This is a genomic window from Mucilaginibacter rubeus (genome assembly GCF_014643835.1).
Taxonomy (GTDB): domain Bacteria; phylum Bacteroidota; class Bacteroidia; order Sphingobacteriales; family Sphingobacteriaceae; genus Mucilaginibacter; species Mucilaginibacter rubeus.
In genome coordinates this window covers 174,091-199,689 of the sequence record NZ_BMKD01000001.1, presented here as the reverse complement: position 1 = coordinate 199,689, position 25,599 = coordinate 174,091, and the positions used below count along the sequence as shown (strand labels likewise).

General features: G+C 43.3%; 21 protein-coding genes. 2 read left to right on the top strand and 19 right to left on the bottom strand.

Annotated elements, in window-relative coordinates; all coding sequences use genetic code 11:
* Positions 1–138: 138 nt before the first annotated feature.
* The 4 genes from ligD to IEX80_RS00835 all read right to left on the bottom strand — a co-directional run bounded on the left by ligD (position 139) and on the right by IEX80_RS00835 (position 5,517).
* Positions 139–2,865, bottom strand: a complete 2,727-nt coding sequence (gene ligD, locus IEX80_RS00850; protein WP_188831633.1) for a DNA ligase D — start codon at positions 2,863–2,865, stop codon at positions 139–141.
* 7 nt (positions 2,866–2,872) lie between these two features.
* Positions 2,873–3,049, bottom strand: coding sequence for a DUF3606 domain-containing protein (locus IEX80_RS00845; RefSeq protein ID WP_188831632.1), 177 nt, complete (start codon positions 3,047–3,049; stop codon positions 2,873–2,875).
* 496 nt (positions 3,050–3,545) lie between these two features.
* Positions 3,546–4,841: a sugar MFS transporter gene (locus IEX80_RS00840; protein ID WP_188831631.1), complete on the bottom strand. Its 1,296-nt coding sequence runs from the start codon at positions 4,839–4,841 to the stop codon at positions 3,546–3,548.
* Between the two features lie 31 nt (positions 4,842–4,872).
* Entirely contained in the window at positions 4,873–5,517 is a 645-nt protein-coding gene (locus IEX80_RS00835; RefSeq protein ID WP_188831630.1) for a carbohydrate-binding family 9-like protein, read from the bottom strand.
* A 252-nt stretch (positions 5,518–5,769) separates the two neighbouring features.
* Between IEX80_RS00835 and IEX80_RS00830 the strand changes: the two genes are divergently transcribed.
* Positions 5,770–7,113, top strand: a complete 1,344-nt coding sequence (locus tag IEX80_RS00830) for an FAD-binding protein (RefSeq protein ID WP_188831629.1) — start codon at positions 5,770–5,772, stop codon at positions 7,111–7,113.
* Between the two features lie 88 nt (positions 7,114–7,201).
* Here IEX80_RS00830 and IEX80_RS00825 read toward each other — a convergent pair whose 3' ends face one another.
* The 5 genes from IEX80_RS00825 to IEX80_RS00805 all read right to left on the bottom strand — a co-directional run bounded on the left by IEX80_RS00825 (position 7,202) and on the right by IEX80_RS00805 (position 11,157).
* Positions 7,202–7,612 (bottom strand): RNA recognition motif domain-containing protein, encoded by a 411-nt coding sequence (locus IEX80_RS00825; protein ID WP_090524634.1) that lies wholly within the window; start codon positions 7,610–7,612, stop codon positions 7,202–7,204.
* 454 nt (positions 7,613–8,066) lie between these two features.
* Positions 8,067–8,891: a DUF4097 family beta strand repeat-containing protein gene (locus IEX80_RS00820; protein WP_188831628.1), complete on the bottom strand. Its 825-nt coding sequence runs from the start codon at positions 8,889–8,891 to the stop codon at positions 8,067–8,069.
* Between the two features lie 11 nt (positions 8,892–8,902).
* Complete coding sequence (locus tag IEX80_RS00815; RefSeq protein WP_090524630.1) at positions 8,903–9,766, bottom strand: DUF4097 family beta strand repeat-containing protein; 864 nt, start codon at positions 9,764–9,766, stop codon at positions 8,903–8,905.
* Positions 9,767–9,780: 14 nt separating this feature from the next.
* Positions 9,781–10,596: a zf-HC2 domain-containing protein gene (locus IEX80_RS00810; protein ID WP_090526173.1), complete on the bottom strand. Its 816-nt coding sequence runs from the start codon at positions 10,594–10,596 to the stop codon at positions 9,781–9,783.
* A gap of 12 nt (positions 10,597–10,608) precedes the next feature.
* The gene (locus IEX80_RS00805) at positions 10,609–11,157 is read right to left on the bottom strand and encodes an RNA polymerase sigma factor (protein WP_208864721.1); all 549 of its coding nucleotides are present in this window, start codon (positions 11,155–11,157) and stop codon (positions 10,609–10,611) included.
* Between the two features lie 181 nt (positions 11,158–11,338).
* Between IEX80_RS00805 and IEX80_RS00800 the strand changes: the two genes are divergently transcribed.
* Entirely contained in the window at positions 11,339–11,701 is a 363-nt protein-coding gene (locus IEX80_RS00800; RefSeq protein ID WP_090524628.1) for a nuclear transport factor 2 family protein, read from the top strand.
* A gap of 83 nt (positions 11,702–11,784) precedes the next feature.
* Here the strand turns inward: IEX80_RS00800 and uxuA are convergent, their stop codons facing one another.
* The 10 genes from uxuA to IEX80_RS00750 form a co-directional block, all read right to left on the bottom strand.
* Positions 11,785–12,978, bottom strand: coding sequence for a mannonate dehydratase (gene uxuA / locus IEX80_RS00795; protein WP_229701471.1), 1,194 nt, complete (start codon positions 12,976–12,978; stop codon positions 11,785–11,787).
* A 778-nt stretch (positions 12,979–13,756) separates the two neighbouring features.
* Positions 13,757–15,427, bottom strand: a complete 1,671-nt coding sequence (locus IEX80_RS00790; protein WP_188831627.1) for an alpha-amylase family protein — start codon at positions 15,425–15,427, stop codon at positions 13,757–13,759.
* Positions 15,428–15,707: 280 nt separating this feature from the next.
* Positions 15,708–17,006, bottom strand: coding sequence for a sensor histidine kinase (locus IEX80_RS00785; RefSeq protein WP_188831626.1), 1,299 nt, complete (start codon positions 17,004–17,006; stop codon positions 15,708–15,710).
* Complete coding sequence (locus IEX80_RS00780) at positions 16,990–18,363, bottom strand: sigma-54-dependent transcriptional regulator (RefSeq protein WP_188831625.1); 1,374 nt, start codon at positions 18,361–18,363, stop codon at positions 16,990–16,992. Before IEX80_RS00780 ends, IEX80_RS00785 begins: the two co-directional genes overlap by 17 nt.
* A gap of 21 nt (positions 18,364–18,384) precedes the next feature.
* Positions 18,385–19,575 (bottom strand): ABC transporter permease, encoded by a 1,191-nt coding sequence (locus IEX80_RS00775; RefSeq protein ID WP_188831624.1) that lies wholly within the window; start codon positions 19,573–19,575, stop codon positions 18,385–18,387.
* A gap of 31 nt (positions 19,576–19,606) precedes the next feature.
* A complete protein-coding gene (locus IEX80_RS00770; protein WP_188831623.1) occupies positions 19,607–20,842 on the bottom strand; it encodes an ABC transporter permease in 1,236 nt (411 codons plus the stop codon).
* A 25-nt stretch (positions 20,843–20,867) separates the two neighbouring features.
* Positions 20,868–21,533 carry an ABC transporter ATP-binding protein gene (locus IEX80_RS00765; RefSeq protein ID WP_091175395.1) on the bottom strand — a complete coding sequence of 222 codons (666 nt, stop codon included), beginning with the start codon at positions 21,531–21,533 and terminating at the stop codon, positions 20,868–20,870.
* An 87-nt stretch (positions 21,534–21,620) separates the two neighbouring features.
* Positions 21,621–23,078 carry a TolC family protein gene (locus tag IEX80_RS00760; RefSeq protein ID WP_188831622.1) on the bottom strand — a complete coding sequence of 486 codons (1,458 nt, stop codon included), beginning with the start codon at positions 23,076–23,078 and terminating at the stop codon, positions 21,621–21,623.
* Positions 23,079–23,197: 119 nt separating this feature from the next.
* A complete protein-coding gene (locus IEX80_RS00755) occupies positions 23,198–24,442 on the bottom strand; it encodes an efflux RND transporter periplasmic adaptor subunit (RefSeq protein WP_188831621.1) in 1,245 nt (414 codons plus the stop codon).
* Between the two features lie 366 nt (positions 24,443–24,808).
* Positions 24,809–25,591 carry an NIPSNAP family protein gene (locus tag IEX80_RS00750; RefSeq protein ID WP_188831620.1) on the bottom strand — a complete coding sequence of 261 codons (783 nt, stop codon included), beginning with the start codon at positions 25,589–25,591 and terminating at the stop codon, positions 24,809–24,811.
* Between the last annotated feature and the right edge of the window lie 8 nt (positions 25,592–25,599).

The following is a 25,599-nucleotide window of genomic DNA, read 5'->3' as shown; positions in this document are numbered from 1 at the left end:
ATGCTGAGCCCGTCGAAGCATGGCGGGCAGGCCTCTGCGCGCGAGTCTTCGACAGGCTCAGACTGACAGGCCATCTTTTGTCATTTCACATTCAGAGGCCTCCGGGTTTAAACACTCAGCATCACAATCTATTAAATTCTACTCAAACACACTCTTCGCCTTCTTAATAGTTTTTTCCAGGTCGATGCCTTTTGCCAGTACACCTTTAAAAAGGTCGCCGGTTTCTTTAAGGCGGTCGATGGAATTAAAAATGGTAAAATCTTTCATGGTGAGCCCGGGTTTCACTTCGTCCCAATGCAGGGGCATAGAAACAGTAGCACCAGGTTTAGGTCGCAAGGAATACGGCCCCGCTATTGTAGCTCCTGGACGGTTCTGCAGAAAATCAAGGTACATTTTACCATTTCGCTTGGCTACCATACGTTCCAAACTTGTATAATCGGGAATTTGCTTGTGAACAATGCCTACCACGAGCCGCGCAAACATCTGCGATTGATCATAATCATACTTCGCGCCCAACGGGATATAAATATGCATTCCTGTTGAACCCGATGTTTTACAGTATGAAGGTACATCTATAGCGTCCAGCACTTTTTTCACCTCCAAAGCGGCCGCAATAACCTGGTCGAACGTGTTTTTATCCGGATCGAGGTCGATCACACAGTAATCAGGATTATCCGGCGATTGTACCCGGCTAAACCAGGGGTTCATTTCAATACATCCCAGTGATGCCATCCATAGTAAATAAGATTCATCAGAACCTACTAAATATTCTTTATGTTCTCCTTCGCTGGTGGTGTAAGGGAAAGTTTTAGTAATCCAATCGGGTGCTTTGCCTTTCACATCCTTTTGGTAAAAACTTGGCCCATGAATACCATTAGGAAACCTGTTGAGCGACATAGGCCTGTCTTTTAAATAAGGTAAAATATATTCAGCGACCTGGTAATAGTAGTTGAACATATCCCGCTTGGTTACACCATCTTCGGGCCAGTAAACTTTGCTCAGGTGTGTAAATTTGAGCTCATGCCCGCAAATTTTGCGTACCTGGGTTTCATCTTTAGGATTAAGCAGGGTTTTCCGATCAGTATTTTTCACGGGTTTAATGGCTTTAGCGTGTGTATCATTATCAGCTCCTTCGGCTTCCTCAACCGTTTCGGCTGTATGTTTCGGAGTTTCCAGTACAACATCTTTTGTTTTTTTATCGCTACGCATCCCTTTAAAAGAGGCTTGCCTGAACACCCCATCGCCGGTTACCTCAGCAAATGCCACCTCGCAAACCAATTCTGGTTTAAGCCAGGTGGGCTTAGCCCCTAAGCGCTGCGGCCTGAACCTTGATGGTTTATCCACATCAGGCTCCACCTCAAACGGACTTTTATCGGTAATAAGCGGCTTAAACTGTTCCATCATTTCTTTCTGCAGTTTATCGGAAAAGCCTGTACCTACTTTACCGGCATACTGCAGTTTACCTTTATCATCATATAAAGCAAGCACCAACGCGCTGAACGATTTGGAAGTTCCCGCGTTTTTTGTAAAGCCGGCAATGATCACTTCCTGCCTGCGCTGCACTTTTATTTTAAGCCACTCTTTTGAGCGAAGATCAGAAGTATAAACACTGCTGGCCTTTTTAGCGATAATACCTTCCAGTCCAATCCGTTCGGCGGCGTTAAAAAATTCGATCCCGCCTGTATCAAAAACTTTGCTTTGACGGATGCGCTCATCATTGGTGGGCAGAACCGCACTTAAGATAGCCTGGCGTTGTTTAAGTGGTAATCCCATCAGATTTTTGCCCTCGTACCAAAGGATATCGAAAACGTAATAAACCAAATTGCCGTCGGCCTCGCTCCGCCAGTTTTGCAGCGCTCCAAAATCGGAAACACCTTTATCATTCAATACCAGGATCTCGCCATCAATTACTGCATTGATCTGCCAGTCTTTCAGCAATTTATTAATTGGATAATATTTATCAAAAGGAAGATTATTACGGGAGATCAGCTCCGCTCCTTTCTTGTCGATTATGGCAATGGCTCTGTAGCCATCCCATTTAACCTCGTAAAGCCAATCGGGGTCATCAAAAGGCTCGTCTACAAGGGTGGCCTTCATTGGCTTTATGTTAGCTGGCGCTTTTGATTCAGGGGCTTTTTTCAGAAGTTGCTCAACATCAAAATCCTCCGTATCATTAGTGTCTACTTTCTTTTCCAGTTGCTCAACCGGTTCGTTCAGGACTTTTTTTTTACCTGTTTTTTCAGGCTTTTCTACATCTTCTTCATGCCCGTGCTGCCAAACCTTTTCGCTCGTTTTTTCCATACTTTCGATGGTTTTGCCGGAAAGAATGGATTTATCTTTTTTGGTAATGTCTTTAACCGACGCAAATTGATCATTATGCTTAATGAGCAGCCAGCCGTTTTCGCCCATACCATGGGTTTTAACAAGGGCATATTCACCCTCCAGCTTTTCGCCATGGAGCTTGATCTTCACCGAGCCGGCCTCGAGTTGTTTAAGCAGGTGTTTTTCCTGGGCTTTTTTGCCTTTGATCTCTTCAATGGGTTCATAAGTACCCTCATCCCAAACTATAACAGTACCGCCGCCATATTCACCTTTGGGGATCAGGCCTTCAAAATTCCGGTAGTCAAATGGATGATCCTCAACCATCATAGCAAGGCGCTTAACTTTAGGATCGGTTGAGGGGCCTTTGGGTATTGCCCAGCTTTTAAGCACGCCATCCATTTCAAGCCTGAAATCATAGTGTAAACGCGAAGCATCATGTTTTTGGATTACAAACATCAGGTGGTCTTTGTCTTTGCTCCTCCCCGCTTTAGGTTCACGGGTTTTGCTAAAATCGCGTTTTTCCGCATATTTTTCCAGGCTCATAGTGATACTATTTGTTATTCAAAAATTTGGCTACCGCGGCGGCTGAATTTCCAACGGCACGTACCGCTGTTTTTAACCTTTCCGGGCGAACACCAAATTTGTTCGCCCAGTACTCAACCTCATAATTTTCGCTGGTATTGATGAGGCTGTTGTCATGCAATGCGGCTTTGTTCCTGTTGTTCATGATTAGTTTTATGATTGATATATTAACAGATCGGCCAATTAAAGGTTTGATTATTAATTAATAAATTATTGTAATAAAATTTATTAATCAGCATCTGCTTACTCCCACTCATCACTTTGTTCAGCGTAGTTTGGCATCATCATATAAACCAGTATGGCAAGGCAGGCAAGCAATACCAAGCGGGTTACCCAGAATATAAATGTTTCCATAGTTATTTTTTTAGATGTTTTAATTTGGTTTGCTGTAAAAACTTATGCATACCGCGTGCCGTTTATCAACTATTTAAATACCAACGAGTTACACCAATACCACGAATTAAAATTGACCATATTTCGAGTATCGACGATTATATAACGATTATTAGTGACAAGCAACCAACCCTTATATTGGTGCTATAAACAGTTTTTAAATCGCATTCAGGACAGTTTCAAACAACAAAGCCTGAGAAGTTTCGCTTCTCAGGCTTTTAGATAAAACGCTTAAAGGAATGTTACGATCAGGCTTTTATGTTTTGCCTGCCTACCTTATGCCCTATTGTGGAATAATAAAGGATAAACAGATAAATAGGAATGAGTAAAATATAAGCAGACTGCGCCGAAAATTTTTCAGAAAAATAACCGTAGAGCGGGGGTAAAACAGCGCCGCCTGCAATACCCATAACCAATAATGAAGATGCTATTTTAGTAAAGCGGCCTAAACCGGCCAGTGCCAGCGGCCATATAGCCGGCCACATTAACGAATTGGCCAAACCAAGCAATGCAATACAAAATACCGATGCATAGCCATGGGTTAACAATGTTGCAATGGTTAAAATGATACCCAAAATTGCCGAAGCTACCAACGCTTTTTGTTGTGTGATCAGTTTCGGGATACAGAAAACACCAACCAGGTAACCAACGATCATGGAGATCAAAGTACATGATGTAAAAAATTTAGCTGTTGATAATGGGATATGTTGAGAAGTGCCGTAAAGTGAAATTGAATCGCCGGCAATAACTTCGGCACCTACATAAACAAACAGGGTTGCTACGCCAAGCATCAAATGCGGAAACTGTACAATACTCGTTTTATTGGTATTTGCGGCAGCTACGGTTTCGTCTTCATGCTCGGTGTTGATTTCGGGTAATGATGAAAAATAAATAAGGATGGCCAGCAAAATCAAAACTACCACCATGATACTGTAAGGCATAATCACCCTTGATGCCAGCTCATTTAACTCCAGTGCTTTTTCTGCTGCACTTAAAGTTTTAAGCTTTTCGGTTATCGAATCAATATTGGCGAGTACTACAGTACCCAAAATAACAGGTGCTAAAGCGCCGGCGATCTTGTTACAGATCCCCATGATACTAATTCGCCGGGCAGCAGTTTCGGCAGGCCCCAAAATAGTGATATAGGGGTTTGAAGCGGTTTGCAGCACGGTTAGCCCAGTGCCCTGAACAAACAAGCCAATTAAAAATATCCCGTAAGTACGGGTCATTGCAGCGGGGATAAATATCAATGCACCTATGGCCATTACAAACAAGCCTATGGCCATCCCGTTTTTAAATCCAAACTTTTTGATGGTTTTTCCGGCGGGAATACCCATAACAACGTAAGCAATATAAAAAGCTGTAGTTACAAAATACGCTTCCTTGGTAGTCAGCTCGCACGCTATTTTTAAGTAGGGAATGAGTGTTCCGTTCATCCAGGTTACAAAACCAAAAATGAAAAATAAAGCGCCGATAATTACAATTGGATTTATCGCTGATCTTTTTACCGGCGATTCGATTACTGAACTTGTTGCCTGGGCCATAGTATGTTATTTTATTTAGAGGTATTTTATTTTAAATGAACTTTATTGTACCAAAAAACTGCGGCAAATGAAAATCAGGCACGGAGCTATCTATGTTGCTCCAGCTTATAAAATGCGGTTCGGGCAGGTCATCGCCGCATTTAAAAAAGTTTGCCCGGCTGGTTATGCCATTCAATGTTTGAATATCATGATAAATAAAAACATCAAAAGGAACCAGCAACGTTAGCTCCCATTTATTAAAACTGGCTAAATCTTCAGCCCAATTTATCTTACTTAATACTTTTATGCCACTCAACGTATCATCAGGTACAGCCAGCCTTCCATTGCGGTCTTTGCCAAAACCAACCAATGCAGTCCCGAGGGCATTAAATTCCAGGTTGTAATAATTTTGGTCGTCAGCAAAACTTATAAAAAGTTCTACGCAGCTATCTTTATAAACCGGATCATTTACTGTTTTATAAGTTGCTTGTGTATACTGCTCTTCTACAAAATATTTTAGGGCGACACCGTTTTCGACATGAGCTATTGAAAAATTAACTGATGGAAAATATCCGGTATCGCTCCATAAAAGATTATCGATAGCGTACTTTTTTCCTTTTTCGAGCAAAACCGATAGCTCATCAAGGTTATTTTCATTGTAACTACCCGGAATAAAGGGGGCGTAAACTTCCTTCACTGTTATTTTATAAAATGTTAAGTTTTAATTTACCAAAAGCGCATCCCAAATCAATGATTCATGCAGAATTAATATGCTAATGTTAATTTTTCTACCAAAATAAATAAAAAGTTTATAAATTATTTAATAATCTCTATTTACTTATTAAAAAAATATAAAAACTTTTCAATCCTTGTACTTACCGGAGAACCACCTGCAATTTCTCTTTCAGTTCTGCTTAATAATTAGCTACCTTGTACTAACCAATTTGTTATGAAAAGAAAAACTTTCATTCAATTAAGTACTACCTTGATGGCGTCTCCCTTATTATCATCATTCGAATCATTCGCGCAACAACCCCGTCTGCAAAACTGGTCGGGTAATTTAACTTACAGCACAGGCAATGTATTTTACCCAAAATCGGTTGAAGAGGTACAGCAGCTCATTAATAAGCACGATAAAATAAAAGCATTGGGAACCAGACATTGCTTTAATACCATTGCCGATAGTAAAGATAACCTGCTCTCCACGCGCAACCTGAACAAAGTGGTATCCATCGACAAGCAAAATCATACGGTTACGGTTGAAGGAGGTATAAAATACGGCGAGCTTGCCCCGCATCTTGATAAAGAGGGCTTTGCGCTGCATAACCTTGCCTCGTTGCCCCATATATCAGTAGCAGGCTCAATTACAACAGCAACACATGGCTCGGGCGTAAAAAACGGTAACCTATCAAGCGCAGTAGTGGGGCTGGAAATTGTTAAAGCCGATGGCAATATTGTACATCTTTCGAAAACCAAAGATGCAGCTAAGCTAAACGCTGCTGTAGTCGGCCTTGGGGCATTGGGTGTAATTACTAAAGTTACGCTGCAAATACAGCCAACTTATATGATGAAGCAATATGTATTTACCGGCTTGCCTATGAGCGAACTAAAGCAGCATTTTGAAAAGATTGTTTCGGCCGGGTATAGTGTTAGCCTTTTTACCGACTGGCAAAGCGACCATATTAATGAGGTTTGGATAAAAAGCCGGATAGGTACAGATAAAGACGAAAACCTGAAGGAATTTTACGGAGCAAAAGCAGCTACAAAAAACCTGCATCCTATCATAGGGCTCTCTGCCGAAAACTGCACCGAGCAAATGGGCGTTCCGGGGCCATGGTATGAGCGGTTGCCGCATTTTAAAATGGGCTTTACACCAAGCAGCGGAAAGGAGTTGCAATCAGAGTTTTTTGTGCCTTTTGATCATGCAGTTGAAGCTATTGAAGCTGTGGCGCGATTAGGGAAGCAGATTGGCCCGCACCTTTTTATTACCGAGATCCGCACCATTGCCGCTGATGACCTGTGGATGAGCCCTGCGCACAATCAGAAATCGGTGGCTATCCATTTCACCTGGAAACAGGAAACGGAAGCAGTAATGAAACTGCTCCCACAAATTGAACGGGAACTTTCTCCGTTTAAGGCAAGGCCGCACTGGGGTAAAATCTTCACTATTCCTGCTAAAACATTAGCGGCACGTTACGAAAAGATGGATGCTTTTAAAGTTCTGGTAGCCGAATACGATCCGCATGGGAAATTCAGGAACCAGTTTTTAGCAAACGAGCTTTATACTTCCTGAAATCAATGGGCTAAGGCTGCTGCTAATTAAAAAATCAATTTATTAACCTTTAGCCTCGAGCATTTTGCTTTAAGCTTTTCGAAAAAGTTTATGGCTGCTGCCTGCGCGGGCGTTTTGCTCTTACCGGAGCCGCAGCGTCCTGCTGCTCATAGCGGTTATTTTCGCGCGGAAAGCGGGGTTTGTTGTAACCTTGTGGCTTTACTTTGTTAAAACCCGGCTTAGGTTTTGAAAATTGCTGCTTTTGTTGCGGCTGGTGCTTTTGTTCTGCTATCCTCACGCTTATCTCACGCTCATCGATAGTAGCACCATTCATAGCGTCAATTGCACGTTGAGCGCCTGCCTCATCAGTCATTTCTAAAAAACCATAACCTTTACTAATGCCGCTGTCTTTATCGGTAATTATCCGCACGGTACTTACCGTGCCATAAGCACTGAACAGTTCAACAAGTTCAATTTCTTCCATGTCCCGCGGAAAACCCACGATAAAAAGCTTAATCATACTCTACCAAGTAATTGCAATAGGTAACCAGTCAGCAAATATAGTGCACAAAAATGGTTTAGCCTATTGCTTAACCATCTGTTAAAGGCTTATTTACAAAAAAAGCGTTCCGGATCTTATCCCGGAATGCTTTTTCACACTAATTGTGTAGCCAATTGTATTGGATTACTCCCATTCAAGCCTCTTTAGCGTCCGAATTATTATTTCAACTCATAATCAATCACTTACTTTTATTTAGCTGCTCACATATACGCGAGTGTTATGCCTGTGAATCGATGCTATTCAAAGAATCGATATAGTATGGGGTACCGCTTGACAATTTACTGCTTCATTTTCTTTTATCAATGCTCTTAAAGCCAGGCATTACCATTTAACTGGTGAAATTTGCTGATAAATTTACCCATAGTTCCCCAATATTGTAATGCCTGGTTAAAACTTATTAAACGCCGCTTAATTATTTTGCCTTGCGGATATAAAGACTGCCGAAGGTGGTTTTCATCAATAATTCGGGACCGCCACCAGCTATCTTCCCGTAAACCCAATCCTCCATTTTCAGGCTGTACATTCCTTTTTCACCGTTATTTTTTGTAACAACCGGTTTGCGTTGTTCGGTTACCACATCAAAATCGGTAAATATATCACCCTGGTCTGATTTTAACTTTACATTGGCCTTAAGGCTTGCCGGGAACGTAACATCAACCTTACCGTTGAGCGTTGAAAATGCCATGGCCGCTTTTGCATCAATGCTTTTAAAGGTGACCTCGACATTGCCGTTAACCGTATTGGCCACAACAGATCCTGATATATTGTTTAGTTTGATATAGCCGTTAACATTCCGTATTTCCAGGTCACCGCTCAGATTGCTGGCATTGATGTTACCATTATTTACTGTGGATAATTTAACGCTGGTACTATTCATGGGCACTTTAATAGTCAAATTAGTAGTTTTATTAGGGCTGCCATGAACGTTTACCTGGTTATTGTTTTCCTGGGCCTGAACATCCAGGTTGCTTCCAGCCGATAAACGCCTCATTCCGCCCGGGGCCGCTTCCTTTTCATGGTGTTTTCTTTCTTCGCCCTGGGCATCAATAATAATATCCTTGCCTTCATACCCTGTTATGGTTATAGAACCATTGATCAGTCCTACTTCCAGTTTATATGGCTTTCCCGGATCACTTAACGGCACAACCAACTGCCCTTTTTCTCCATCCTGCGCCCAAAGCCTCGTGCTTAACAGCGCAGTTAGTAGTAATATACCTGTAAATCTTATCGTTTTCATGTTGTTATTTTTTATTGTTGTTTTTTGATATAAATATTGCCGTTAAGTGTTTCAAACTTAAATAGCTTTCCGCCCGCCCCTATTCGCACGCCATTATTTTTACTAAGCTTGTAAGTAGTGCTGCTGCCGCTTTTTGATTCGGTTTTACTTACTCTTGTAGGCAAAATCTCAGCATCTGGAAAATCGGTATAAAATTGACCATTCATGCTTTTAAATTCCAGATCCGCGGCCAGATTACCGGGGTAAGTTACTTCGAGTTTACCATTAAGTGTATAGTAACTTGAGGCGTCCGGTGGTACCGACAGGTAAGTTACATTAAGCGGCCCGTTAATGGTATGTGCACTGGTTGTACCTTTGGCATTGGCAATGGTTATGCCGCCGTTTACATTGTTTACTTTTAATGCCCCATATACATCTTTAACTTCAACATTACCATCGTTTACGGTTGATACGCACAGGTTCATACCATAGGGCACTTTAACAGTATACTCTAATTTTACCGTATAGTCTATATGATGACGATCCTCCCGGTTCCAGTTGCGGCGCGGGCGGGTATCATAGGGTTCGGCCGTGTAAGCGATAATACTATCAGCCTTTTGATCAAATCCCAGTTTTACTTCTTTTTTACCGGTTTCAACATCACCGGCGCTTTTGCCCCGAATGGTTTCATCTACCTCAATTGATACCTGGTTGCCTGAATATCCCTGCACGGTTATAGAACCCCAAATATTGTAAATAGCCAGCGTAGTGCCCGAAGCCGCTCCCTGCAAAGTGAATTGTTTACTGATATGCTCTTTATAATCCTGGGCATGGGCCGAAATTTGGGCAAGGCAAAGCCCCAGACCTGCTAAAACAGGCAATAGTGATCTTTTCATGATTTGGTTTATTTTTAAATAAGTTGGGTTATCGTTTGTTTGATTTTATCGCGAACGCCGTTATCAAGGCCTTTTTGCTTCAGCAGTTCTTTAAATGATGTTACTGATCGTTTTTCCTGCAGTTTCAGCATGACATCAGCAATGGCCAGTTGCATCAGCGGCGAATCCTGCTCAACTATTGATTTGATAAGGCCTTCCCTTACTTCCGGGTAACCGGTAAGGTGTGTCAGCGCATCAAGCGTGCTCAGGCGTACATTTACATTTGGGTCATTATTCAATGTAGCCAGTAAAGCATCTATCACCTGCTTATCCGCATGCTTGATCTCGCTGGTATAGCTCACCCCCCTGATCCTCTCGGAGGCTGATGGATTTTCAAGCAGGGCCAGCATCATGGTTTGTTTAAGCTCATGCACCTGTGAACTTAGGGCTTTCAGTTGTTTATCCTGGTCATCACTTTTGCTTTTACCGAAAAACAGGTACCCTGCACCCACTAAAATCACAACCATTGCCAGGTTATAGGCCATGGGCCAGCGTGGCTGCCACTCCCAGATCCGGCTTACCTGGTATTTAATATCAGCCCATAAACTCCTTTGCTCATTCACCGATTCCTTGTAAGTATTCAGCATGGCATAAAACTTCACTCCCATATTGGCCGATGGTTCGGGCGTTTCGATTTGACCCATTGTATCCCACATTTGCTGAAGTCCCTGCAGCTCTTCGCGACAATTGGCGCAGCCTGCAATATGGCGCTCTAAAGCCCCACTTTCTTCAGGACTTAATTCTTTGTTTATCCAACCGGTAAACAGCTCCTCATATAACTCACATTTCATCTTATTACTGTTTTATCGTTCCATTTTTACATAAATACTTTTAAGCTCCTGCATAGCGCGGTGGATGCGCACTTTTACCGTACCTTCGGTCATACCCAGTATCTCGGCTATTTCCTGGCACTTTAGTTCCTGGAAACGGCTCAGGGCCAAAATTTCCCGCTGGCTTTCACTTAGTTTTTCCATGGCCCGGTGCAGTTCGGCTTTGGCTTGCTTTTTTTCAAAAGCTTCGTCAGGTACCAAGCCCCCGGCTATGGTTTCGGCTGCTTCCACACCCTCATGCTGTACCTGCTGTTTGTTTTTTCGCCAGTGATCTTTTAACACATTGCGGGCGATAGAGTACATCCAGTGGATATATTCGCCGGTGCCGGTAAAGGTGTGCCGGTACTTGAGCATCTTATAAAACACCTGCTGTACCATGTCCTCGCTTAGTTCGCGCTGGTAGGTCATGTGGAACAGAAAACCGTACAACTGCCGATTGTAGCGTTCAAAGAGCATACCCATCCTGTCAAGGTCGCCGGCTTTCACCTTTAGCATAATGGCATTGTCTGTAAGCGTGTTCAATCAGTTTGTAATTATGTAATATACCTTAAGTACTTCGGCGGCGTAAAATGGTTACAGAAAATTTTATTTTTTTTCGGAAGATGCAATTGCAGATCAAACTTAACAGAAATTTAAACCAAACAGGCAATTGGTTTGAAGTGTTATTAACTAACTTTATATAAACAATTAAAACCATAAGATCATGACCACCACCGAAGTAGCAGAAAAATTAGTTCAGTATTGCCGTGAAGGCAAACATACCCAGGCTATTGATGAGCTTTATGCAGATAATATTGTGAGCCGGGAGCCAAAAGGTTCGCCAATGGAGCTTACTGAAGGTAAAGAGGCAGTTAAAGGCAAAACAGAATATTGGTATGCCTCGGTTCAGGAGATTCACAGCGGCGAGGTATCTGACCCGATTGTTACCGGTAATTTTTTCGCGGTAACCATGGATATGGATGTTACCTATAAAGAAGGCGGCCGTATGCCAATGAATGAAATTGCGGTTTATGAAGTGAAAGACGGAAAAATTATAGCCGAGCAGTTTTTTTATAATATGGGCTAAGCGCACCTAACCAATAATAAATGACAAAGGCCTTCGCTCTCCGCAAAGGCCTTTTGTTTTTATTTTCGGAGCAATAAAGATCACTATTCCATTGAGCGGATAATACCCAGCTCAAGCCCTCTTAATTCGGCAAGACCGCGAAGCCTGCCAATGGCCGAATAACCGGGATTAGTTTTCTTTTTAAGGTCGTCAAGCATCTGGTGACCATGATCGGGGCGCATAGGGATACTTAATTTACGTTGCTTCATTACCTGTACCAACTCTTTTACCACGGCGTACATATCCACATCACCTTCCAGGTGGTTATCCTCATAAAAATCGCCAAACTCATTGCGGCGGGTGCTGCGCAGGTGAATGAAATTGATCCTGTCGCCAAATTGTTTTACCATGGCCGGCAGGTCATTATCCGGCCTTACACCGTATGAACCTGTGCAGAAGCATAAACCATTGTTTAATGAAGGCACAGCCTCAATAAGCGCGTTGATATGTTCGGCGGTGCTCACTACCCTTGGCAGGCCCAAAATGGCGTACGGCGGATCGTCCGGGTGGATAACCATTTTTATATTATTGGCATCGGCAACCGGGATAACCTGCTGTAGGAAGAAGATCAGGTTTTGCCTCAGCCTTTCCGCATCAATGCCGTCATAAGCAGCAAGGGCATCCCTGAATTTATCCAGCGTAAAGCTTTCTTCACTGCCTGGTAAGCCAGCTATGATATTGCGCTGCAGCAGTTGCTTGTCATCATCGCTCATGCCATCAAAACGGGCTTTGGCGCGGGTAAGCTCATCGGCAGTATATTCCTGTTCGGCACCTTCCCTTTTCAGCATAAATACATCGAAGGCAATAAAAGCGGCTTTTTCAAAACGCAGGGCTTTTGAACCATCTTCAACAGTAAAAGCCAGATCAGTACGTGTCCAGTCCAGCACGGGCATAAAGTTATAGGTAACGATATGGATCCCGCAGGCGGCCAGGTTTTGCAGGCTTTGTTTATAGTTTTCGATGTATTGCAGGTAGTCGCCGGTTTGGGTTTTGATGGCTTCATGCACGGGTACGCTTTCAACTACGTCCCAGGTAAGCCCGGCAGCTTCAATGATCGCCTTGCGCTCGTTAATGGCCTCAACTGTCCATACCTGGCCGTTGGGTACCTGGTGCAGTGCGCTTACTACGCCTGTACAACCCGCCTGCCTGATATCGGCCAAACTTACAGGGTCATTAGGGCCATACCAGCGCATGGTATTGATCATGCTGAAGGTATTGCTTGTATTGGTATCACTCATTTTATATAGTAGTAGATTTAATATTCAAAAACAGGGTGTTCAATTTTAGAAAGGTTGAACACTTCAAAAAAAGCCAATATTGATAATCAAGCACTTAAGTGTTCAAAATATCACAGCAAAATAACTAAAACGCTAATAATCAATAAAATAACATTTAACAGCTTATTTCGTTGAACACTTTCTTTTTAAAAATTGAACACTGACACAGCCATGTCAGTAAACACATATCAAGCTGCAATTATCACGCGCCAATAATCGTTATATTTTTTTAATCGATTAACAGTTAATTGCAAATAATTTGAGTTACGAATACATAAGGGGATTTCTTCGCGCATTCCCCAGACAAGTTAAAAAAATGATCGCCATGGGTTTGGGAATTCGGCAGGTTGAAAAGTGAATAAGTGAAACGGGGAAAGACTTACGAAGTTTTGAAAACTTCGTAAGTCTGGGTTCTATAGCTTATTATGGGTAATAACAAAACATGTTCTTGCCCGGTATAGCAGTTCTGCATATTGAAGAAGATCCTTCGCTATTCAGAAAAAATAGATGTCATGGATAGCCAGTCGAAGCATGGTGGGCAAGGCCTCCACGCGCGACCCTTCGACTGGCTACCTATGACAACTTAAAAAATGGGTGTCATACTGAGCCCGTCGAAGTATGGCGGGCAGGCCTCTGCGCGCGAGTCTTCGACAGGCTCAGACTGACAGGCCCTCTTTTGTCATTTCACCTTCAAAGGCCCCGGATTTAAACACTCAGGGTGACAAGCCCCTCTCTTGGTTTACGCCCAATCAAAATCCACCACCCTGCCGTTTAGCTTCCATTTGGCAGGCGTTAATGTTTCCATCCAGTCCAATGGCTGGCCAAGCGGCTGTACTTTGGCGGCTTGTGCAAAGGCTGTTTTTACCGCTTTCTTTTGCTCTTCGCCCATGGCTTCGGGCTGACCGGAGATGAACAGCGGCGCGCCGCTTTCGGCTAATAGTTGCAGCCACTGCTTGTTCCTTTTCCATTCAATATCTTTAGTAAGACCTACGCAATCGCCATCTACCGCATAAAAGGCATTGTGCTGCGGCAGGCGGAAAGCGAGCGTATTAACGCCCATTTTACGGGTACGCGCCCATTCATGACCACTGGTATCATCGCCGATACGGCAAAGTTCAAACACCCCGGCCGACAGGTGGCTCATCGTATTACAGCCAATCACATAAATGCCATCACCCGCGGCTTCACGGATGGAGCGGTACAGGTGCAGGATGATCTCGGCATTGGTCTTGCTCCTATCGTTAAAATGCCAGCCCGGCGAAGTAAAGCTATCCTTCATATCAAAACCCCAGCGACCGGAGATATCATAAGTTGAAAAATCGTGCTTCACCATTTCGTAGCCCCATTGCTTGTATACATCGAAGTTATGTTGGATGCGTGCTATATTTTCGGGGATGGTAGGGTCGAGCGTTGGGTTTTTAGGATCATCACGGCCGGGAATCTTTGGCGAAAGCAAGCTGGCTTTTTCATCGTGCCTTGCGCAAAGCGGGCGCATCCATAAGCCTGGGCGCATACCTAATTTTTTGATCTCATCGCCCAGCGCATGCATATCCTTAAACTTATCGTTTGGCTTTGAAAAGTCATCATTCCAGCCACCATCACCGGGTAATAACGGCGAATAAGTTGCCCAACCGGCATCTATAACCGAAAAAGGTTTATTGCTGTGATCGGTAACCAGTTCGGCCATCATAGCGGTGGTTTTTTTGATCAGTTCGGCCGAGTTGTTTCCGTAAGCAAAGTACCAGTCGTTAATCCCGTATACCGGTTGTTTGGGGATCCGCGGCTTTTCGCACATCATTTTACAAAAGCGATGGGTTGCAGCAAAAGTATTCTCTCCTGTTTTAGCATTGGTAGTTATGATATCGGCAGCATGCAATTGCCTGTCGCCCAGCAGCACTCCCACTCCACCCGAAGTTGTTTCCAGGGTAAGTTCAATGCTGTCATTATTTACGCCCCACCAGCAAATACTATTAGCACCGGTCTTTACCCCGAAGCAGGCCGTTTGCTTATCATCATGAATAATTACATACCACGGATTTTTAATGCCGGCAGCTATAGTTTTCCATTGCAGGTCGCCATAAGAGCGTTCCCAATGATCGCCCAGGAATTTAGCTGAAGCGGGGGTATTGTGCTTCCATTTTAATCTTATCGCGTTTAATTCCTGTTTTGGCGATGAAGCATACACACCAAGCGCATTGCCATTAGTTTTAAGTGTTACGCTGATTTCTTTATAGTTGTAATGCGAGCCGTTTGATGGGTTAAGCTTAACCCAATCGCTACCGGATTGAGCCCAAACCTCATCGGGAGCGTTCATCATCGCGGCACCGTTTGCGGCCGAATAAGTAAGTTTGCTGAAAAGCATGGCAGCCGATGTAGCCGCAGAAATTTTGATAAAATGCCGTCTTTGCATAGTAGATGTAATTGCAGTGATTATCTGTTAAGGTAACATTTAAATTGGTTTACAACATTACTAAAAGGATTAAGCAAAAACTAATACAATTATTATTTTTGTTGACGTGGATATAGCACTGTAATCTAAAGCAAGGGATTGCGCGATTCCCCTCTTGAGAGGGGCGGAGGGGTGTGTTTCTGCTCTGATAAGCCAATCGCAGAAACACACCCCTGCGACCGCTCTTTCCCTTCGCGCCCCCTCTCAAGAGGGGAATCTCTAAAAGGTATTTAAATCGTTGTTAAAAATATACCACAAACTCCGTCTGCTGTTCAGCCACGGTTTTCAGTGAAAACTCGAAACCGTGGTTCAGCATGATCTCACGTACCAGGGTGAGGCCTATTCCCTGCCCGTCTTTTTTGGTGCTGAAGAATGGGGTAAACAGGTTGGCGTTTTGTTCGGCCGAGATGCCTTTTCCTGTGTCGGTAATGATAAGCTTCTTTTCTTTTGGGTTGATGGTAAAGGTTACTAATCCCTGGCCATCAATAGCCTCAATGGCGTTTTTTACAATGTTGATGAATGCCTGCTCCAGTTGTTGTTCATCAGCCATGATATTAACCGGTTCTTCGGGTAAATGAAGGACTAATGCCACATTTTTTTCTTTGGCACGGATATTCATCAGCTTTACTACCGATGCTAAGAGCTTTTGCAATACCACAGGCTGTTTGTTGGCCGGCGGCAGTTTCACCAAATCGGCAAAATTGCGCATAAACAGGTTGAGGTTCTGGTTCCTGTCCATAGCAACCTGCAGGGCATCTTTTATAGGGTCGAAATCATGACCGGCCCAAAGCTGATCGGTTTTCATGGCCGATTGCACGATGGAATTTACCGGGCCTATGGTATTATTAACCTCATGTGCCATCATCCTGATCACTTTGCCATAAACCTTCTTCTCAGCTGCCAGGATCTCAGCGGTCAAATCCTCCAGCATAATAAAATGGCGCGAAAATCCCCGGTCGATAAAATGCGATTTTTGGAGTTTGAATGAGTTGATACCGTCCAGCTTAACTACCTCCGTTTCGCCCGATTTAAGAGCTTTGATATGTTCAAAAATCGGGTTGGTTAATTCACCAATCAATTCACCAACCACCGCTTTTTCATCAATACCCAAAACCTGCAAAGCTTTAGGGTTTATTTGCTGCACACGGTCATCAAAATCAAGGATGATGATACCTGTTGGCGAGGTATGGATCAGCTTTTCTAAAAAGAAATGCTGCTGCTCTTGTCGTGTCCGTTCGGTTCTTAGCTCGTCCATCATTTGGTTATAAACATCAATCAGCGCGTCAACCTCGTGCTTGCCGGTTGAAAGGAATTTCACATTAAAATCTTTGTCTTTAATAGCCTCAACGCCCTGCATCAGCATTTTTAGTGGCTGAATGAGCTGCCGGTAAAGCTGCACGGCAATTACCGAAGAGATGATCACAACCACCTCCGATATGATAAAATAGATCTTGTTATCGTTGAAAATAAAATAAGTAAGCACCAGGGTTAGCAGGTGCAGGATCACTACGAATAAAATGTATTTAGTCCTCAGCTTCATCGTACGGGATCTGGTATTTCTCGAGCCGCCGGTACAGGGCGCTGCGCGTAAGCCCCAAAGCAGCGGCCGCCTTGCTTATCTTGTTTTTATGATGATCTAAAGCCCGTTTTATCATCTCTACCTCAACCTCTTCTAAAGTTAAAGTACCTACGCCCGGCAACTGGATATTCCCCTTTTTTATGGGCGACATTTCCAACTGCGACCGGAAGTCATCGATACTCAGTTCATCCCTGCGGCTCACCAAAATGGAGCGCTCCACCAGGTTTTTCAACTGCCGTATATTGCCCGGTAAAGGCAACTGCTGTAACCACTTCATAGCCGATGGTGCTACCGACAAATTGGGCCGGTTATAGATCTGCTTCAAGTTATTAATAAAAAAGCTAACCAGCAATGGAATATCCTTTGGCCGCTCGCGCAGGGCCGGCAGGTAAACTGTAATGAGGTTGATCCGGTACAATAAATCCTCGCGAAAAGTACCCCGGGCCACCATCTCGTTAAGATTTTTATTTGTGGCGCAAACAACACGGGTATCAACCGTTTTTGTACGGCTGCTGCCCAATACTTCATAGGTGCGGTCCTGCAATACGCGGAGCAGCTTTACCTGGCTGCCGGCATCCAGGTCGCCTATTTCATCTAAAAAAATGGTGCCTTTATTTGCCATTTCAAAGCGGCCTACCCTGTCAAACCGGGCATCTGTAAACGCTCCGCGGATATGGCCGAACATTTCGCTTTCAAACAAAGAGGTAGAAATCCCCCCAAGGTTCACCTTGATGAATGGCTTATTACGGCGGAGACTGTTTTGATGAATGGCCTCGGCTATCAGCTCTTTACCTGTACCGCTTTCGCCCATAATCAGCACCGATGCATCGGTTGAGGCTACCCGGCCAATGGTTTCCAGGATATCGAGCATCCGGGGATCTTCGCCTACAATATTTTCAAAGTTGTAGGTTTTATCCAGTTGCTTACGGGTATGGTGCTCGTTTTTTTTATCCTGCAGATCGAGCAGGGTTTTAACTGATTGAATAAGGTACTCGTTATTCCACGGCTTATTGATGAAATCATTGGCGCCCAGTTTCATACCTTTAACTGCCAATTCAATGCTCCCCCAGCCGGTGATAAGAATCACGGGGATAGCGCTGTTAAAAGCTTTGATCTTTGCAAGCAGTTCCATTCCCTCCTGTCCTGATGTATCTATCGAAAAATTAAGATCTAAAATGACCAACTCAGGAGCCTTTTTCTTAATGATCTTCAAGGCTTCGGCAGGCTCATCGGTACCTGCAACATCATACCCCTCGCTTTTTAACAGCAGGATCAGCGAGGTGCGTACAGCAATATCATCATCAATAACCAATATCATAACAGGCGGTTAATATCGTAATTATTCTTCGTGTAGAGCAACAGCGGGGTAAATAGCCGCAGCCTGTTTGCCGGGATACAATGAGCAAAGAAGCACCAGTGCATAAATAAAAACAACCGACAACAAAATAGCCATAATGTAAACGGTGGCCGGCATATCAAAAACATTCATCAGCGGGAACTGCACCGCGAAAAACGAACCCACAACTAATGATATTGTAGCTAATATCAATGATTCGCTCACCAGTTGCCATGATACCGATTTACCAGTTGCGCCAATTGCCCGCCTTAGCCCGATCTCCGAGCGGCGCTTGTTAATATTATACCATAACACACCAAACAAACCCAAAGCTACATTGATAATCAAAAAAGTAGCCACTACAAGCAAAATGATGGCCGGTACAATGGATACCTGATTTATCTTTTTAAGTTTATTATCTAAATGCTCTATTTCTACATTTGACTCTTTCATGGCGTTCGATACGGTTTTGTACAAACGGCTTTCAAAAGCAGCGTCGGCAGTAGGGCGCACCTTTACCAGTATAGTACCTATCCACTTGAATGAGCCGGTATCCAGTCTATTATAAAGGCCAAGGCCGGCAGGTTTATAATCGCCTCTTATTTTCATATCGGCCACTACGCCAATAATGCGCATTTTATCGGCTTCTTTATCTTTTTCATTACCTAAAATCTTACCTATAGCGCTTTCTTTTCCAAATACCTCTTCCTTAAGCGATTGATTAATAACCACGGGCTTATTTTTGTATACTATATCCTGTTTGCCAAACCAACGCCCTTCAAGTACTTTAACTTTCACAACATTTGGATAATCATTATCCGCTGTAAAAAAATCAACGCTATTAAGATGTCTCTTTTTATATTCAACTCCGCCATTGCTTTGGTTAAACGAAAAGGGCGAGTTACTGCTTACAAAGCTCGCATCCTCAATTTGAGGCATTGATTTTATAGTTTGCTTTAAAGTTTCATAAAACAAGCTCAATGAATCGGCACGGGTTGATTTGACAGAATTACTATAATTAATTACCCAAACCTTGTCATAGTCAAAGCCCATAGCGTTTTTGTAGTTACTGTAGTAATACACAACCAGTGTGAATACTGCGAAAATCACCATAAAGGAGATCAGCATCTCGGAAATAAGTAGAAAGTTTTGTTTCTTTTTATTCCAGATTAGTTTAAATAAGTGCTTAAACATAATATTTTGATTAAAATGTCAATTGATTTTATTACGCCTTTAAAGCCGTTACCACGTTGAGCCGCGACATGCGCCAGGCCGGATATACGCCCGATAGTAGTCCGAAGAAAATACAGGTGAGCAGGCTGTAAAACAACACGGTAAAGTTTAAAGTAAGTTCAAGATGGGCTATAAGATTGGCCCCGTTAATTATTTTTATAACAATAACAGATAATACCACCCCGATAAGCCCACCTAAAAATGTAAGAATAATATTTTCGATAATAAACTGGTAAACCAGTGTTTTTGACGAAGCACCAAATGCCTTACGAACACCAATCTCCGACGAACGCTCCATAATGCGGGTGATGTTGATATTCACCAGGTTTAAGGTTGGCAGCAGTAAAAACAGGAAAACGAATATAGATATGATGACAACGAACGTGGCCATCCCGGAATTCTCCTTTCTACCGGCCATAGTACGCACAAGCGTGTTAAAATAACTATCGGCATAACAATACAGGTGGTTAAACTGCTTGTCTTTCATCGAAATGCGGGAGATAACATTTGCAAACTCGCTTTTCATTTTAGGAAGATCGTCTTTTGAATTTCCCATTAAAATAGCCGAATAGTTGCCGCCGAAATCTTTATTCCTGTAATCATTTTTAGATACGGTATACGGCAGGTAGATATCTGCATAAAGGGTAAACAAAGTTGCAGGCACATCTTTAACCACACCTAAAACCCGGTATTTAACATTATCTGCCTCGATGTATTTACCAACTACTGATGGTATATCGCCAAAGTAATCCCTCCGTGTATCTTCAGATATAACTGCTACCTTTTCGGCATTATCAATTTGCTGTTTTGTAAAGGGTCTTCCTTCTAAAAATTGATAATCAAGTACATCCCAATAATCGGCGTTGGCAAATTTCAGGCTGATACTGATCTTTTTATTATTCACATACGTATTGGTAAAAGTGAACATTGATGAAATGGCGACCTTTGCCGGTGTTTTCATACTGGCCGCATAGTGATTGAGGAAGTAAAACGACATGGGCCCTTTATTCATCCCCTGCGTTTTATCATCAAACTCCTCATGTTCAATCACATATAACGACCTATCGCGCTTGTTATCCGGGTAATTAGGACCAAACATCTTATCGGCAAAAGAGGTAACTACCATTAATATGGTAAGTGTAAAGCTGATGCCAAACAAGCTGATAAACGTAAAAAACTTACGGCGCTTGAGTACCGCTATGGCTATTTTTAAATAATTTTTAAGCATAACTTCTAATGTTAAAACCGGTTAATTATTGAACTTGTGCACCATCAAATAAGCGCACCAGCCTGTGGGTTTTATGCGCCATATTTTCATCGTGCGTAACCATTACTATGGTTGTACCATCGTTACGGTTAAGGTTAAGGAGGATCTCCATAATTTCGTTGCCCATGGCGCTATCCAGGTTACCGGTAGGCTCATCGGCCAAAATAATTTCGGGCTTGCCTACAATGGCCCTGGCTATGGCCACACGCTGCCGCTGACCGCCGGACAGTTGTGTAGGAAAATGTTTCAAACGGTTAGCAAGCCCTACCTTTTCCAGTGCTTCGGCAGCCAGCTCACGGCGCTGTTTGGCGGTGGTATCCCGGTAAAGCAACGGCAGCTCTACATTATCAAGCACCTGCAGGTCGTTAATAAGATGATAGCTTTGGAAAATAAAACCCAGCTTTTTATTGCGGAAAGCTGCCAGTTGCTTATCATTCATGCCTTCTGTTTTTTGATCGTCAATCCTGATCTGTCCTTTTGAGGGCGCGTCGAGCAGGCCCATGATGTTAAGCAGGGTGCTTTTGCCACAGCCCGAGGGGCCCATGATGGATAAAAATTCGCCTTTGGCAATGTCAAGGCTTACGCTGTTCAGGGCCAGGGTTTCTACGGTATCGGTACGGTATACCTTTTCAATGTTTTGTAAACGTATCATGAGTGATTAATTATTGATTTAATGAATTAGTGATTTAGTGATTTTTATCGTTTATGTGTTTAGATTTCTGTTAAAATAAATATTGAATTAGTTATAGGTGATTTTTTTGTTTGTTTCAAAATCATAGAGCGAAAGGTAACGCAACTGGTAGTAAGCACCCCAAAAATCACGGAGGGCGGCTACATAATCGCGCTGGGCCTGGTCATTTTCGCGGAAGGCGATGCCGAGATCGGTAATGCTCAGATCGCCTAAAACGTAGCGTTCACGTGCTATCTGGTATTTTTCGGCGGCTATGCTATCGGCCTGCGCGGTATAAACCAGTTGCTCTTTCATTACATTAAAAAGCGATACCTGGGTTACTATCTGCTGTTTAAAAGTTTGTTTATCCTGCTCAACAGCATACTCGGTAAACTGCTGGTTGGCTAAAGCCGTTTTAGCACGGGATTTGGACCTGCCCCAATCCAGTATCGGGATAGAAAGCTGTACCTGCAGCAATTGCTGGTTTTGAGGGTTCTTGTATACATCAGGAATATTGGTAGCTGTATTTGAAAAGCCCAGGCTGGCGGTAAGCGTGGCGGTTAAACCATTTTGCCCTTTGGCTTTAGCCACATCGCGTTTTGCTTCTGCAATACGGCGTGAAAAAGCGATGGCATCTGAGCGGTTGGCGTAAGCTTCGGCCAGCACTTTATCTGATGAAACGGTCATCTGGCTAATATTTTTCGGTACTACCAGTACTATCCGCTCACTCCCCTCCTGCCCCGTAAAACTGCGCAGGTTCAGTGTAGCAATCTCCATATCGCGCCTGGCTGTACCAACGGCTTTCTGCGCGTTGATCTTTTCCAGTTGTAGTTGCAGGATCTCGTTTTTTGATACTTTTCCTAACTCATACTTGAGGTTGGCTACCTTTAATATCCCCTGGGTATTAGTTAAGTTGGTTTCGGCAATCTTGAGGTTTACCTGGGCCAGCAGCAGGTCAAAAAAGTACCCTTCCACGTCAACCGCTATCTTTTCCTGGGCTTCAATGTAAACCTGCTTGCTTTCGTTAAACTTTAAAGGTTCAATTTTTTTATCCCATTTAAGGCTGTTGAACTGAAACAGCGGCTGTGAATAATTTATACCGTAAGGGATACCGTTATACAATACATTATGCCTGTCAAAATCATCAAACCGCTGTAATTGTGTGGTACCATAAATAGTACCGCCGGTAGCTGTAATACTTTGGCTAAAGTTAAGTTGTAACGACGAGTTGTCATTATGAATAGGCTGGAAAAGTATAGTGCCATCGGGCTGCTGCACCTGCGAAAATGTTTTGGTATAGCCCGGTAAAGTACCGCTTAAGGCCAGCTGCGGCTGGTAGTTTGATTTATAAGTGCGGTATTCCCAATACTTGGTTTCGCGTACGGTAGCAGCCTGCTTAGCAGCTATTGAGTTGGCCTTGGCCATGTCAACCACCTGCTGCAGCGTTAGCCGCAGGGTATCGGTGCCACTGTGAGCCAACGCTCCTGCGGTTATGGTTAATAATAATATGGTGTATAGAAATTTCATGATAATATCTTTTTAAATAAACAGCCACCCCCTCTAAATCTCCCCCGGAAGGGGAGACTTTTTTATAGCCCTCTCTTTTAAGCCCTCCCTTCTGGGGAGGGTTTGGGTGGTGCTGATGCTTATTTTACCGTCACTTCCTTCGAGTTTTTATATTCGCTCATATCTGATGTGATTATCACATCATCGGGTTTTACGCCGTCCCGGATCTCTACATAGTCAAAATTGGTGAGACCAATGTGTACCGTGCGGCGTTCGGCTTTACCATTGTTCAGCACAAAAATATCCTGAACGGAAGGGCCTTTAAATGCCGGACCGTTGGATACCCGCATGATCTTATTATGCGTGGCCGTCACCAAAAAAACGTCGACTTTCATGTTGGGCCGGAGCAATTTGCTGGCCCGGTCATCCAGCTGCACGTCAAACGAAATGATGCTGTTTTGTACCGATGGGGATATATTGCTTACATGCCCCCTTAGCTGGGCATCATTGATCCGTACAATAACCGGCAAGCCGCTATGCAGCTGATCGGCAGAGTTATCAGAAATACTGCCCTGGATCCTGAAACTGCCCAGATCGGCAATCCGTGCCAGGGTTTCACCTTCGTGAATGTTGGCGCCAATATTTTTGTTTACGTAGGTGATCACTCCTGCCCGTGTTGCCACCACATTGGCCAGGTCAAGTTTACGTTGTAATTCTTTCAAATCGTTTTGCTGGATATCTGCCGCTATTTCAGCTTCTTTAATCTCCAGCTGCATGGTTTGCTGCTTGCTTTTGATCTCGTTTTCCAGCTGTTTTTTTTCAAGCTGTGCAACTTTGAGGTTCAGCTCGGCCTGTTCAATATTTTCGCGGGTACCGCCGCCGGCTTTATACAGGCGTTTGGCATTTTCAACGGCATCGGCAAGGTTGCTGATGTGGAGTTGTTTAATATCATTATTGGATTGAATGTCGTAGAAGCTTTTGTTCAGATCAAGCTTGAGTTTGCTGATCTCGGTGCGTTTGGTTTCGAGCTGAAACTTTTGTTTTTCAAAATCGGTTTGGGTAGCCGATTTATCCAGCGTTAATATCGATTGGCCGGCTTTGACCTTATTACCCGCATCCATCAGCGCACTCTTGATAGATGCATTTATCGGGCTGGTGATGATCTCTTCAAACTCAGGCAAAACCTCGCCGGTAGCATTGATGGTATTTTCGATATTGCCGATTTCAACTTTGGCGGTTGTAATCTCGGCCCTGGTAATGGTTGATTTAATATATCCGCGCAAAAGCATTACGGCAAGCACCAAAACAGCTATGCTGATAATGATGATAACCGCGCTTTTTTTGCGTTTGGCAGCTGTAACTTCAAGTGTAATTTCCTTATCCATTGTGATAAATTTGGATAAGGTTTTGCAAGAGCTATACCAATATTAAAACATTAAATATCAATAAGTTATATTTTTCAACTTTTAAAAAAGTGATCGATATCGGACAAAATATTCAATACCGACCGTTGATTCTTTTTTGATCGCGTTGATTCCGCTGATTTATTTTTATACCGTTGAGTTGTTCCTGGCGGAGATGTTGTGTACCTCTGGCACACTAAAAATGCAATTCACCGCAATTTAAATATCTACCGGATTGATTATCCAGAACGGCGAATAAGCATGGCGTATACCTCAGGGTCCTCTGCGAGAGACCCTGAGGGGACGAAAAATTCACCTGTAGATCAAGCTCATTAGCAAGAAGTTCGCTTAAAAATCAGAATAATCTGCCGGGCGCAGAAAGATAATATCAGCATGGGAAACGTTATGCTGGTACTCAGCTTTAGCCGAAAGCGTTTTCCAGTAAGCATCTTTACCAAAAGTGTCCCAATGCTTGTCCCGGTCTTCTTTACTGTTAAAAGTGGTCATGTACATTAAATTAGGCATATGGCTGCCCGCAATAACCTCCGAATAAAAAACGGCATTAAAACCAAGCCGTTTAAACAGGCCTATTTCATCGCCCACATTAAACATGGTTACCTTATTGACATTATATTTTTCGGTAGGACTTTCATAACTACGCAATTCATAAACCCTATCGGCTTTTTTAGCGGTCAAATTAGGCACCGCTGTTGAAGGCATGCCCGGAAACGCCTGTAGTATAATTGTTTCCAAACGGGTATAAGGCTGCTCATTATAAGCGGCGTCAATGTAATCCTTTCCATCGGCAAGATACGCCGCATCGGCCTGTAACTTTTGATCGATACCCATCAACTTATCCCATGATTGAAAGGGTGTAAATACATATAACAGCTTCGCGGTATCTACCTGGCTTACAGGCTTAAACACACCCACATTCTTAATACCGGCCCGGTGCAGCGCAGGTATATAGGCCTTTTGTAAATACTTTTCAATGGTATTTTCCTGTGCCTGGGTTTTGTAATGGTATATTTTAAGTTGATAATAATTACGCGCCGGTGCATTTGCCAATGCCACTGCAGCGATAAATAAACAGGTAAAAAAAGCGATAGATGATTTAACAAAAGGGTTCATAACTGCGT

Coding starts and splice junctions, on each gene's coding strand:
- ligD (WP_188831633.1), bottom strand. CDS start 2,865: ATGAGCCTGGAAAAATATGCGGAAAAACGCGATTTTAGCAAAACCCGT.
- IEX80_RS00845 (WP_188831632.1), bottom strand. CDS start 3,049: ATGAACAACAGGAACAAAGCCGCATTGCATGACAACAGCCTCATCAAT.
- IEX80_RS00840 (WP_188831631.1), bottom strand. CDS start 4,841: ATGGCCCAGGCAACAAGTTCAGTAATCGAATCGCCGGTAAAAAGATCA.
- IEX80_RS00830 (WP_188831629.1), top strand. CDS start 5,770: ATGAAAAGAAAAACTTTCATTCAATTAAGTACTACCTTGATGGCGTCT.
- IEX80_RS00825 (WP_090524634.1), bottom strand. CDS start 7,612: ATGATTAAGCTTTTTATCGTGGGTTTTCCGCGGGACATGGAAGAAATT.
- IEX80_RS00820 (WP_188831628.1), bottom strand. CDS start 8,891: ATGAAAACGATAAGATTTACAGGTATATTACTACTAACTGCGCTGTTA.
- IEX80_RS00815 (WP_090524630.1), bottom strand. CDS start 9,766: ATGAAAAGATCACTATTGCCTGTTTTAGCAGGTCTGGGGCTTTGCCTT.
- IEX80_RS00810 (WP_090526173.1), bottom strand. CDS start 10,596: ATGAAATGTGAGTTATATGAGGAGCTGTTTACCGGTTGGATAAACAAA.
- IEX80_RS00800 (WP_090524628.1), top strand. CDS start 11,339: ATGACCACCACCGAAGTAGCAGAAAAATTAGTTCAGTATTGCCGTGAA.
- uxuA (WP_229701471.1), bottom strand. CDS start 12,978: ATGAGTGATACCAATACAAGCAATACCTTCAGCATGATCAATACCATG.
- IEX80_RS00790 (WP_188831627.1), bottom strand. CDS start 15,427: ATGCAAAGACGGCATTTTATCAAAATTTCTGCGGCTACATCGGCTGCC.
- IEX80_RS00785 (WP_188831626.1), bottom strand. CDS start 17,006: ATGAAGCTGAGGACTAAATACATTTTATTCGTAGTGATCCTGCACCTG.
- IEX80_RS00780 (WP_188831625.1), bottom strand. CDS start 18,363: ATGATATTGGTTATTGATGATGATATTGCTGTACGCACCTCGCTGATC.
- IEX80_RS00775 (WP_188831624.1), bottom strand. CDS start 19,575: ATGTTTAAGCACTTATTTAAACTAATCTGGAATAAAAAGAAACAAAAC.
- IEX80_RS00770 (WP_188831623.1), bottom strand. CDS start 20,842: ATGCTTAAAAATTATTTAAAAATAGCCATAGCGGTACTCAAGCGCCGT.
- IEX80_RS00765 (WP_091175395.1), bottom strand. CDS start 21,533: ATGATACGTTTACAAAACATTGAAAAGGTATACCGTACCGATACCGTA.
- IEX80_RS00760 (WP_188831622.1), bottom strand. CDS start 23,078: ATGAAATTTCTATACACCATATTATTATTAACCATAACCGCAGGAGCG.
- IEX80_RS00755 (WP_188831621.1), bottom strand. CDS start 24,442: ATGGATAAGGAAATTACACTTGAAGTTACAGCTGCCAAACGCAAAAAA.
- IEX80_RS00750 (WP_188831620.1), bottom strand. CDS start 25,591: ATGAACCCTTTTGTTAAATCATCTATCGCTTTTTTTACCTGTTTATTT.